Genomic DNA, 12749 nt, shown 5'->3' on the forward strand with positions numbered 1-12749 from the left:
TCAGTCCGACCAGGACTACCGGCGTAGTGACGTCGACCGATCGGTCTGACGCTCTGTCACGATCTCGACACAGAAGTTGTGGGTCTCCTCAGCGATCGGTGTGCTGGCGCGGGACCAGCGCCGTCGGTGACGGTCATCGAGGAAGAGGTGGCTCATGGTGGCTCTACGACGGCTGCTCGCCGGCTTGACCGCAGCGGTGGTGACCGCCGCGCTCGCCCTGGTGTGGACGGCGGCGCCGGCCCACGCGGACGAGGCGTGGGAAAGCGCGCTCAAGACCCTGATGTCGAGGACCGCCACCTGGGCGGAGGGCGGCCTGTCGCGGGTCGGCCTGCTCGGCCAGCCGCTGCCGCTGCTCGGCGTGAGCCCGGGCGCCCTGGTGGACACCGACAAGCTCGCCCGGAAGGCGTCCGACGCCCTGGCCGGCGGCCTGACCAAGGACGACGTGGACCTCGGCGGCGGCACCCGGCTGACCAGCACGGTCACCAGCAGCGGCGGCGACCACCTGCTCGACGTGGTGGTCACCACCAAGCGGCAGGTCACCGCCAGGGACCTGGCCGTCGGCGGGGTGACGGTGGCCAAGGCGGTCGACGTCACGGGCTGGGCGACCCTGCACCTGCGGGCCCGGCACACCGCCGCGGGGGAGACCTACCTGGTCCGCGACGGGGACACCCCGCGTCTGGACATCGACGCCGCGGCGACGCTCCGCGCCGACCTGGACCAGGCCACCGCCTCGGTCGGCATCCTCGGCGTCACGCTCACGGCCGGCAGCACCCTCACCGCCCGCACCCACGTGAAGGCCACCGTCACCGACCCGAACGGCGACGGCCGGCTCGCCTTCGACACCGGCGCCGGCGCCGGGACCGGTGAGCTCGGCGCGGCCGGCTCCCTCGCCGGGCTGGTCCAGGTCGCCCTGGACAACGCCGGCGGCGGCCGGACCTCCGACACCGAGAGCGAGCCGGGCCCCGGCTCCGTGCACGGCCAGGTGAACCTCGGCGCGGCCGCCGCCGGCGCCCCCTTCGACCTGCCCGCCGTCGCCGCCACCGTCAAGGTCGACTGGAACGACATCAGCGTGGGCAGCCCGACCGTCACCACCACCGGGCTCGACGAGACCATCGCCAAGTTCCGCAACATGAGCCCGCTGGACCTGGCCTCCGGGCTGGCCCAGCTCGCCACCCTGCTGAGCGGCGTGCAGCAGAGCGGGCCGGCCGGCAACCTGAGCCTGCCGTTCCTGCGCGGCACCTTCGCCGACGCGGTAAAGGTCAACGAGAAGCTCACCGGGTTCCTCAAGAAGTACGTGCACCCCAAGCCCGACGACCCGGAGTTCAACCCGGCCACCGACGACCCGGCCAAGGCCGGCCAGCCGAAGTTCAGCTCCATCCAGGAACTGGTCAAGCTGCTCGCCGCCGAGGGGCTGCCGGTCGACAACCTCTCCTTCGCCGGCGAGAAGCTCATCTTCCGGGTGAAGCTGGAGCGGGAGTCCACCGTGGCCGTGCCGCTGGACCCTGGCGCCGCCTCGGTCTCCGGCCGCGGCGCGACCTTCACGGCCAAGGGCTTCAGCGTCGACGGGAACCGCTTCACCCCGGGTGAGCTGGTCGGTCAGCGGGTCGTCGCGGGCACCTCGGCCGGCACCATCGCGGCGAACACCGCCACCACGGTCACCCTCCAGGAGAACTGGATCGGCGGCCAGCCCGACCCGGAGAGCGTGTGGGTGATCAGCGGCTCCAGCCCGAACATCGGCGCGGTCGAGCTGGCCGGCGCGCTCACCAAGCCGGCCGGCGGGGACAAGAAGGTCGGCCTCCGGGCGGCCAACGCCCAGGCCACCTTCGCCACCGTGAAGCCGCGCTACAGCGCCGCCGTCACGCTCGTGCTCGACCTGCGCGACGACCTCGGCAGCCCGGCCGCCAACGCGGACCGGGTGCTGCTGCGCACCGACCCGGCCACGCCGCTGTTCGCCGCGGACTTCCCGATCACCACCGGGGTCGACTTCTTCGCCACCGCCGGTTTCCTGAAGGTCAAGCTCGGCGGCAATCTCGCCGTCGGACCGGCCGCGTCCGGGCAGCGGATGCTCCAGGTCAGCTTCAAGCAGGCGCAGGACGTCAGCCTCGGCGAGCTGTTCCGCCGGTTGCAGACCGAGCCGGGCAACCTGCTCACCGTCTCCTCGTCGGTGAAGACCACCGGCCGGGTCACGGTCAGCGTCCCGGGCGCCACCGGCGCCCTCGGTGACGGCGTCGGTGTGGACGTCAGCTGGAAGGCCGGCGAGCAGCCGGTGGTCGACACCAGCAGCCTCGACGGCATCTTCGCCGTCGACTTCAACCCCGACGACCCGAAGGCCTTGTTCGCCGTCGTGATCGAGGCGCTGCGGCTGGTCAACGCCGCGCTGACCCAGCCGGGCGGCGGCAGCGGGCCGCTGAACACCGAGATTCCGCTGCTCGGCCGCTCGGCCCGGGAACTGCTCGGCGCCGACGAGAGCGGCGTCGGCAAGGGCGTGACGTTCACCGCCGACGGGGCGAACTTCCTGCTCAAGGACGGCAACCGCAGCGGCGATGCCGCCTTCGACCCGCGGCTGGCCGGCCGGACCGTGGTGATCGGCAGCAAGGCGTACCGGGTGCTGGACCGGGTGGACGGGCAGACCCTGCGGGTCGACGCGGCCGGCACGCCCAAGCCGGCCGACGGCGCGGCGTACGCGCTGCGGCCCGAACTCGCCGACGCGCTGGACAAGCTCCTCGCCGCGCCCCCGGACACCCTCCAGGACGCCCTCGACCAGCTCAACAAGGCGATCGGCGCGGACAGCGGGATCCAGTTCACGCTGGACGAGCGGGCCGGTGGCCCGTACCTGCGGGTCGGGCTGGACTGGAAGCGCAACGTCCGCACCGCCGGGCCGCTCGCCTTCAAGTGGGACGGCGCCCGTGACCTGGTCAGCCTGGACAGCACCGGCACCTTCGCCCTCGACGTGGACGCCCAGGCCAAGCTGGGCCTGCTGCTGCCGCTGAAGCTCAACGCGGCGCCCCTGCTGGACAAGAGCTCCTCGGCCAAGGTCACCGTCAAGGGCGGGGTGACCGACGCGGCGCTGGCCGCCCGGGTCGGCCCGCTCGCGCTCGACCTCGGCAAGGACCCCGACTTCGCCACCGTCAAGGCCGACCTCAGCGTCGGCCTGGGCGGGCTCGCCGCCGACGGGCCGGTCACCGACCTGCTCGGCCTGACGCCGACGTTCACCACCGCCGGCGTGGACTGCGGCGGCGGGGTCGGCAGCACGACCACCCCGGTCTGCGCCCGGGCGCCGCTGTTCGTCAACAACTGCGAGCCCGCCGACGCCACCAACCTGCTCACCTTCACCATGGGGCTGGACCTGGTGCCGCACCCGCAGACCCCGGACCTCACCTCCTGCTTCGCCAACCTGTCGCTGAAGCTGACCGACTTCAACGTCGGCATCGACGGCTACCTGGCCAAGGTGGAGGAGGCGCTCCGGCTGGCCAGCTTCGACGGCAAGCTGCCACTGGTCGGCGACGACCTGCAGCAGGGCCAGAAGTTCGTCGCCCAGCTGCGGGCCGACGTCAAGGCGGCGATCGGCCCGGTGCTGGCCAACGCCACGCTGGACAGCGCCGGCATGCAGGCCGGGCTCAACGACGTGCTCAAGGACCTGGACCCCGGCGTCAGCGCGGTGGTCGGCTGCCGCAGCGGTGTGGCCACCCCGTGCCAGCCGGAGGACTTCCAGTCCATCCGGATCAAGCTGACCGCCTCGCGCGGCGCTCCCTCGGCGGCGGACGGCTGCAAGGACGCGAGCGACAGCGACAGGTGCCTCGGCGTCAACGTGCCGCTCGACCTGGGCATCCCCGGCCTGTCGCTGAAGGCGAAGAAGGGCGCCCCCGACGGCATCCAGGCCAAGCTCGGCTGGAAGCTGCACCTGGACCTGGTGCTCGACCGGGACGAGGGCTTCTACGTCCCGACCCACGACGGGGACACCGCGCCCGAGGTGCAGATCGGCGCCAACTTCGACATGACCGGCGACCTTGCCGCCCAGCTCGCCTTCATCCAGGTGAACGCCACCAAGCAGGGCACGGCACCGCTGGTGCGGGCGTACTTCGGGGTCGACCTGAAGGGCGCGGCGGGGGAGAAGAGCTGCTTCGACCCGGGGGTGGCCGCGGACTGCGCCGCCGACCCGAACGCCAAGCTCACCCTTGCCGAGTTCGCCGACCTGGGCTCGCTGCTCGCCACCGATCTCACCGCGCAGGTGAACATCGACTGGAAGCTGGCGGCGGCGGTGAACACCGGCGACGAGGTCGGCTCCGCGCTGCCGGGCATCAGCGCCCGCTTCGGCCTGAAGTGGGGCCTGGAGCACAAGCAGGGCGGGTTGAGCGCCACCGGCGGCGGGGTAACCACCCCCCTCCAGGTGACGTTCACCGACATCGCGCTGGACGCCGGCGCCTTCTTCAGCAAGATCCTCAAGCCGGTGGTGGAGAAGCTCAAGGCCGTCACCGGGCCGCTCCAGCCGGTCATCGACACCCTGTACGCGCCGATCCCGGTGCTGTCGGACCTGTCGAAGGCCACCGGCGGCCCCGACATCACGCTGGTCTGGCTGGCCAAGACGTTCAGCACCCTGACCGGCGGGCCGAAGCTGGACTTCGTCGACACCGTCCGCGCCGTGGTCACCTTCGTGAACCGGATACCGGACTGCGACGCCGGCTGTTCGATCCCGCTCGGCCAGTTCCTGGTCGACCCGGCCAGGGCGCTCACCACCGAGGCGTCACCGGCGTCCGCCGAGAGCCTGATCAAGCGGGACGACCCGTTCACCCAGGCGAAGTCGGCCGCGCAGGTCAAGTCGGCCGTGGACACCGCCGCCGGTGACGACGGCGAGAAGTTCTTCGCCGCGGGCTCCGACGGGAAGTCCAACGCCCAGAAGACCGGCTTCAGCTTCCCGATCTTCGACAACCCGGGCTCGCTGTTCGGGCTGCTCATGGGGCAGGACGTCGAACTGGTCAGCTTCGACTCCGGGCCGCTGTCGCTCGGGTTCAGCTGGCGGCAGTCCTTCGGCCCGGTGTACGCGCCGCCGCCGGTGCTGGTGACCCTCTCCGGCAGCGCCTCGGTGACCGCCCGGTTCATCGCCGGCCTGGACACCGCCGGCATCCGGCACGCCGTGGAGGCCGCCACCGACGGCACCGACCTCGACGCGGTCAGCCTCCTCGACGGCCTCTACTTCAAGACCACCGACAGCAGCGGCAAGCCCGTCCCGGTGGTCACCCTGCGCGGCGAGATCGCCGCGGGGGCCGAGGTCAGCGTGCTCATCGTCAAGGCGGGCATCCAGGGCGGCATCCGGCTCACCGTCGGGTTCAGCTGGAACGACCCGAACAACGACGGGAAGTTCCGCACCAGTGAGTTCCTCCAGGCGCTGCTGGTGAACCCGGTCTGCCTCTTCACCACCAGCGGGCAGCTGTCGGTGTTCCTCAAGGTCTACATCACCATCGACCTGTTCCTGTTCTCCAAGACCTTCGACTTCACCCTTGTCGACGCCACCCTGCTGGACTTCCGCGCACAACCCGACTGCACACCGAAGCCACCCGAGCTGGGCGGCACGACCGGGGACACCCTTGTGGTCTTCGCCGGCAGGTTCGGCAAGAAGGAGCAGCGCGGGGACAAGGCGTGGGACAACGGCGCCGGCACCTACGCCGGTGACGTGGTGAAGGTGTACGCGGTGCACTTCGCCGACACCGACCCGGACTTCGACGGCTTCGCGGTCGAGGCGCTCGGGCGCAAGCAGGAGTTCCTCGACCCCAGCCTGACCCGGGTGGTCGTCGACGGGCGCGGCTACCAGGTCGCGGACGCGGACAAGGTCTCCCTGTCGGTGCTGCTGCTCGGCGACGGTGACACCGGTGGCGACGGCACGAAGACCTCCGCGTTCGACAAGGCGGCAGTGGTCCTGGGCTCCGACGGCCGGGACCAGATCCGCACCGGCACCGGGCCGGCCTGGGTTGACGGGCGCGGCGGCGACGACGTGATCGTCACCGCGGAGGCGGCCGGCCAGGTGAGCCGGGTGGCCGGCGGCGCCGGCAAGGACACCGTCACCACCGGCGACGGCAACAACGTGGTGGCCGGTGACAGCGGGCTCGGCGCGGTGGACCGGGCCGGCGCGACCACCGTGCACACTTCGGTCGGGGACAAGAGCCTCGACGGCCTGGTCGACTGGACCAAGCTGAAGGACCCGACCGAGGAGGCGGGCGGCGCGGACGACCACGTCACCGTCGGGCACGGCGCCAGCACGGTCTACGGCAACGGCGGCGACGACGTGGTCGGCGTGGTTCTCGACGACCGGCCGAACGGGAAGAACATCCTGGTCGGCGGCCCCGGCGCGGACATCCTCAACGGCGGCAAGGGTGACGACACCATCCACACCGCCGGCAGCGCCGTCCCGGCCGACCCGGACGCCGCCGGCAGCGGCGACGCCGGGCTGACCAACAAGGTCGACACCGGCGCCGGCCAGGACACCGTGCACGGCAGCGCCGGCACCGACCTGGTGGTGTCCCACTCGGCCAACGGGCAGACCGGTCACCTGTACGGCTACGGCGGCGACGACGTGCTGGTCGGCGGCTACGGCACCGACGAGCTGTTCGGCGGCCCGGACGAGGACTACGTGATCGCCGAGCCGTCCACGGTCGGCGACCCGGACGGCACCGACGGCTACGGCCCGGCCCGCCAGGTCGTCCACCAGCCGCTGCCGGCCGGCACCCAGTCGCAGACCAAGCTGCTCGTCGGCGGCCTGGGCAGCGACCACGTGGTCGGCGGCGACGGCGGGGCGACGGTCTTCGGCGACAAGCGGCTGACCGCCGAGACCTGCGCCGACGCGAGCCTCGCCGGTGACCAGCCGGCACCCACCGACCAGGGCTCGGCCGACCTCATCCTCGGCGGCGCCGGGGTCGAGGTGGTCAGCGCCGGCAGCGGCAACGACCGCGCCGACCTCGGCGGTGGCGACGACCGGGCCTGCGGCCAGCTCGGCGACGACACCCTGCACCTGGGCGGCGGCGCCGACCGGGCCTGGGGCGGTCCGGGCGTCGACCAGCTGCACGGCGACGACGGGATCGACCTGCTCTTCGGCAACACCGGCGACGACGGCCTGTACGGCGGCACCGGCGTGGACACCGCCGAGGGCAACGAGGGTGACGACCAGGTTCTCGGCGGCCCGGACGACGACGTGCTCTACGGCGGCGGACGGGTGGCCGGCGTGGCCGACGGCCGGGACTTCGTCTACGGCGAGGACGGCGTGGACCGCATCGTCGGGGACAACGGCACCCCGCGCATCGGCGACGTCGGGCCGTACCCGCTGGACCTGGCCGGGGACGTGCCGGCCGCCGGCGCCGGGGACGTGATCTCCGGCGGCGCGCAGGGCGACATCGCGTACGGCGGGCTCGGCGACGACCGGGTCGACGGCGACGCCGGGGACGACCAGCTGGAGGGCAACAACGGCGCCGACGTCGTACACGGTGGCCTCGGGAAGGACGAGATCGTCGGCGGCTCCGCCCAGGAGCCCGTCGCCGGCACCGGCCGTCCCGACACCGGAGACCAGCTCTTCGGCGACGGCGACGCCGACCTGATCGCCGGGGACAACGCCCGGTTCACGCCGGCCACGGCCGACGCGACCCGGGTCACCCAGGCCCGGACCGTGCCGTCGCGCAAGGTCACCCTGCTCGACCTCGGGTTCACCCCGGCGGCCGGCACCAGCGGCGGTGACCTGATCTCCGGTGGCGACGCCGACGACGTCATCTTCGGCCAGGGCGGCCCGGACCGGGTGCACGCCGACGCGGGCGCGGACTTCGCCGAGGGTGGCCCGGGCTCCGACTGGGTCGAGGGCGACGCCGGTGACGACGACCTGGTCGGTGGCTCCAGCACCGCGTACGACGGGACCGGGGCGGCCACGACGGGCCAGCCGGACACCGCGGACGCCGTCTTCGGCGGACCCGGCTCCGACGCGGTCATCGGTGACAACGGCGCCGTGCTCCGCCCGCTGCCCGGCGAGCAGCCCACGGCCGTGACCGTCCGGCTCGGCGCGGACGGCGCCCCGTTCGGCCCGCGGATCGTGGTGCTGCTGGACCGGGCGGCGGTCAGCCCCAACCGGTTCGGCGCGGACCGGATCAGCGGCGGCGACGGCGTCGACACCCTCTGGGGTCAGGACGGCGACGACGCCCTGACCGGCGACGGCGACGGCGACTACCTGGAGGGCAACGGCGGCGCGGACACGCTGCGCGGCGACACCGCCCTCGGCGCGGCGGGCCGGACCACGGTCTCGCCGCTGCCCGACCCGGGCTGGCCGGGTGACCCGGCTGCCCCGGCCGACCTGGTCGGCGCCGGCGCGCCGGCCGGGCAGGACGACCTGATCGGCGGCAGCGCGGCCGCCGGGTTCCGGGACACCGGGGACGTGGTCGAGGGCAACGGCGCCGACGACGTGCTCCTCGGCGACAACGGCTCGCTGCTGCGCACGGTGACCACTGTCGACGGCAAGGCGGCCGAGCGGGTCTACACCGAGCGGTACCCGACCGGCGCGGTGCCGGCCGACGCCACGGTGGCCCGGACGCACGACCCGGCGCTGCCCGGCCCGTCCACCCGGTTCTGCACCACCGCCCAGTCCACCTGCGAGCCGGCCGGCGCCTACGGCAACGACCAGCTCTACGGGGACGCCGGCAACGACGGGGTGTGGGGTCAGGACGGCGACGACCAGATCCGCGGCGGCGCCGGCGACGACGACCTCTTCGGTGAGCTGGGCGCGGACAGCCTCTACGGCGAGGACGGCCGGGACGCCATCCTCGGCGACCGGGGCGGCGTCGTGAACCAGTACCTGAACGCCGACGACGTGGCGGCGCTGGGCTTCACGGCGACGCTTTCCTCGGTCCCGCAGGAGACGTTCACCGGGTTCCGGGCCGGCGGCTACGACCGCCGGGTGGACCTGCTGCACGACACCGACGGGGACGCCTGGATCGGCAGCGCCACCTCGGCGCCCATGCCGTACGCCGGGCTGACCGCCGGGGCGGGTGACCTGATCCGGGGCGGGGCCGGCGCGGACAACATCCACGGCGGCTTCGGCGACGACGTGGCCAACGGTGACAGCGGCGGCGACGAGGTGTTCGGCGGCGAGGGCTCGGACGTGCTCTGGGGCGGCAAGGGCTGCGACCCGGCGCTCGACGCGGCCAACCCGCAGTGCCTGGTGAACGGCGTGTTCAGCGACGCCGCCCGGGGCGACCAGGACCAGTACGTCGACCACCTGTTCGGCGGCGCCGGGGCCACCAGCGGCCCGGCGGTCACCGCGGTGCTCGGATCAGACCTGCTGGACTTCCGGCCGCGCGGCTCCTACCCGGACAACTGCGCGGCGGGGGCCTGGCCGGTGGACCTGGCGGCCGGCACGATCGACCCGTGCCGCTGGTTCGAGGCGACCAACCTGGACAACGACGTCCTCGCCGACAACCAGCACCACCACGGCACCGACTGGATCTACGGCGGCTGGGACCGGGACGTGCTCCAGGGCGACGTGACGCAGAACGGGCCGAACAACGGTGACCGGCTGTTCGACTGGAACGGCGCGTACAACCTGTTCACCCACTGCAACGCGGCGTACGGCGGGTTCAACGACGTCCGCCAGCACAGCCCGGCCATGCAGGACTTCCTGACCCGGCTGGCCTGGGCGACCGGCGCCGGTCGCAGCGCGAGCGACGTGACCACGGCGGGCACGTCGGCCTTCCTGGAACTGTCCTACGTGTACCCGCGGGACAACCCCGACCAGGGGGCCGGGGCGGCGTTCCCGAGCACCCCGGGGCACTTCGACACACCGTCCTGCACCGACTGAGCGGGGCGTCCGGGGCCCGGCTCTCCGCGAGGGGAGCCGGGCCCCGGCGTGTTCAGCCCATCGCCACGGCGGTGCCGGTCACCCGGATCCCGCCCGTGCCGGCGGGCACGTCGACCACCAGCAGGCCCGGCCGCCCCAGGTCCGCGCCCTGCTGGAGGTGCAGCGTGGTCGGCGGCTCGACCAGACCGTGGGTACGCAGGTAGCCGCCGAGCGCGGCGGCGGCCGCCCCGGTGGCCGGGTCCTCGACGACGCCGCCGACCGGGAAGGGGTTGCGGACGTCGAACCGGGTGCCGGAGGCGCGCCACACCAGCGCCACTGTCGTCCAGTCCCGCCGCAGCATGAGGTCGCGCAGCCGGTCGAAGTCGTAGTCGAGGGCGGCCAGCCGTTCCCGGGTCCCGGCGGCCAGGAGCAGGTGGTGGGCCCCGGCGTACGCGACGCGGGGCGGCAGCGCCGGGTCGAGGTCCTCCGGGTCCCAGCGCAGCGCGGCGAGGGCCTCGGCGAGGTCCTCCGCCGGCACCGGCGCGTCGGAGGGGGCCACGCTGGTCAGGGTGGCGGTGGGCCGCCCGTCGGCGTCCCGGGCGGTCGCCACCGGGATCACCCCGGCCGGGGTGCGGAAGACCAGGTCGCCGGTGCCGGCGCGTTCGGCGACGGCCACCGCGGAGGCGATCGTCGCGTGGCCGCAGAACGGCACCTCGGCCTGCGGGCTGAAGTAGCGCACGTCGTACTCGCCGGGGCCGGTGGCGGTGAGGAACGCCGTCTCGGAGTATCCGACGTCGGCGGCGATGGCCTGCATCTCCGGGTCGGTGAGCCGGCCCGCGTCGAGGACCACGCCGGCGGGGTTGCCGGCCGCCGGGTCGGTGGTGAAGGCGGCGTACCGCAGGACTTCCGTCATGGCGCCACCGTACGCGTCAGCCGCCGGCGGGCCCCGTCCACCTGATCTCGCCCTCGTGCAGGACGTCGGTCGGGGTCAGGCCGGCGGCGGTGGCGACGGCGGCGGAGGCCCGGTGCTCCGGGTGGATGTGGGCGACCACGGTGCGCACCTCCTGCCGCCCGAGCCAGGCCACCAGCGCCCGCGCCGCCTCACCGGCGATGCCCCGCCCCTGCCACGGTGTCCCCACCACCCAGGCGATCTCCGCGACGCGATCGTGGGCCGGGCCGGTGACGGTCGCCTGCACGGTGCCCACGAGACACCCCTCGTCGCGCAGCCGGATCACCCAGTTGCACCAGGACACGTCCGGGTCCGGCGATCCGGCGACGAGCCGCTCGTAGCGGGCGCGCAGGGCCGCCGGATCGGCCGGAGCCCCACCGATGAACGCGTGCAACGCCGGATCGCCTAGCACGACCGCCATCTCGACGGCGTGCTCCACCGCCAACGGCAGAAGAAGCAACCGCCCGGTCTCCACAACTTCGGCCGCAACAGCCCCCATACCCACCCCCGGCTACTCCGCGTCGATCATGAAGTTAGCGCCCGTGGCAAACGCATTCCAGGGCGTCAACTTCATGATCGACGTGACGGGGTGGGGGTCAGCGGCGCCACTTCTGGTTCGCCGCGCCGGTGCAGTCCCAGATCTGCAGGCGGGTGCCGTCGGCGGAGCTGGCACCGGTGGCGTCCAGGCACTTGTTGGCCTGCGGGTTCACGATGTCGCCGGCCGCGCTGAACACCCACCGCTGGGCGCCGGTGCCGTTGCAGTCCCAGAGCTGCACCTTCGCCCCGTTGGCCGTGGACCCGCTGGCCACGTCGAGGCACTTGCCGAGCGCGCGGACCGAGCCGTCGGCGTTCCACGTCCACCGCTGGGCGGCGGTGCCGTTGCAGGTCCAGAGCTGGACCGGGGTGCCGTTGGCGGTGTTGGCGCTCGCCACGTCCACGCACTTGTTGCCGTACCCGACGATCTGCCCGCCGGTGCCCCCGCCGCCGCCGTTGTCCCAGGCCTGGACCCGGACGTAGTCGACCGTCATGGTCTGCGGGAAGGTGGTGCTGCCGTCCGGCGAGCCGGGCCAGTTGCCGCCGACCGCGACGTTCATGATCATGAAGAACGGGTGGTCGAAGACCCACCGGTTGCTGCCCGCGTCGGCCGGGGTCTTGCGGGAGTACGCCACGCCGTCCAGGTACCAGGTGATCGAGTCGGGCGCCCAGTCGACGGCGTAGGTGTGGAAGGCGTCGGCGAGCGCCTGGCCGTTCGGGAGCGAGGTCGAGCCGCCCAGGCCGTTGCCGCCGGAGTAGCCGGGGCCGTGCAGCGTGCCGTACACGGTGGACGGCTGCTTGCCGACGTTCTCCATGATGTCGATCTCGCCGCTGTTCGGCCAGGGGTTGGTGGCGATGTCGTTGCCGAGCATCCAGAACGCGGGCCAGAGCCCCTGCCCGCGCGGGATCTTGATGCGCGCCTCGAAGCGGCCGTACGCCTGGCTGAACGTGCCGTTGGTGAGCAGCCGGGCCGAGGTGTACTGGCAGCTGCCGTACCAGCAGGAGTAGCCGGCGGGGTTCTCCTTGCGGGCGGTGATGACCAGGTTGCCGTTGCCGTCGAGGGCCGCGTTGCGGGTGCTGTTGGTGTAGTACTGCAGCTCGTTGTTGCCCCAGCCGCTGCCGCCGGTGTCGTACCGCCACTTGCTCCCGTCGGGAGCCGCGCCGGCCGGGCCGGTGAAGTCGTCGGACCAGGTCACGGCGCCGGGCCCGGCCACGGCGGGGGTGCCGGTGACGGTGGTGAGCGCGGCCGTGAGGCCCACGGCCGCGAGGGCCACGGCGGCGAGGGTGCGGATGCTGCGCACGGAAGCCTCCCTGCTGTAAACAAACCATAAAGATAGACTTCGATGAAGCTATGAACGAAGTGCGGGGCTGTCAAGAGAGCGCTTCCCGGGTGTCCGCCACCGGTTCCGGAACCGGCCGGAAATATTGACGTAATGCGATGCGGTTCGGGAGGATCCGGAACCGGGA

At 73.2% G+C, this 12749-nt stretch carries 4 protein-coding genes; 1 reads left to right on the plus strand and 3 read right to left on the minus strand.

Annotation, left to right across the window (positions count from 1 at the left end; genetic code table 11):
* The first annotated feature begins 154 nt into the window (after positions 1–154).
* Positions 155–9820 carry a calcium-binding protein gene (locus tag GA0070603_RS01935; RefSeq protein ID WP_091306185.1) on the plus strand — a complete coding sequence of 3222 codons (9666 nt, stop codon included), beginning with the start codon at positions 155–157 and terminating at the stop codon, positions 9818–9820.
* Positions 9821–9872: 52 nt separating this feature from the next.
* On the opposite strand, the gene GA0070603_RS01940 is transcribed toward GA0070603_RS01935, so the two are convergent.
* From GA0070603_RS01940 to GA0070603_RS01950, 3 genes are all read right to left on the minus strand, one after another.
* Positions 9873–10712, minus strand: coding sequence for a PhzF family phenazine biosynthesis protein (locus tag GA0070603_RS01940; RefSeq protein ID WP_091306187.1), 840 nt, complete (start codon positions 10710–10712; stop codon positions 9873–9875).
* Between the two features lie 16 nt (positions 10713–10728).
* Positions 10729–11247, minus strand: coding sequence for a GNAT family N-acetyltransferase (locus GA0070603_RS01945; protein WP_091306189.1), 519 nt, complete (start codon positions 11245–11247; stop codon positions 10729–10731).
* Between the two features lie 97 nt (positions 11248–11344).
* Complete coding sequence (locus GA0070603_RS01950; RefSeq protein ID WP_091306191.1) at positions 11345–12583, minus strand: glycoside hydrolase family 16 protein; 1239 nt, start codon at positions 12581–12583, stop codon at positions 11345–11347.
* Between the last annotated feature and the right edge of the window lie 166 nt (positions 12584–12749).

The organism is Micromonospora chersina (genome assembly GCF_900091475.1).
Lineage (GTDB): Bacteria > Actinomycetota > Actinomycetes > Mycobacteriales > Micromonosporaceae > Micromonospora > Micromonospora chersina.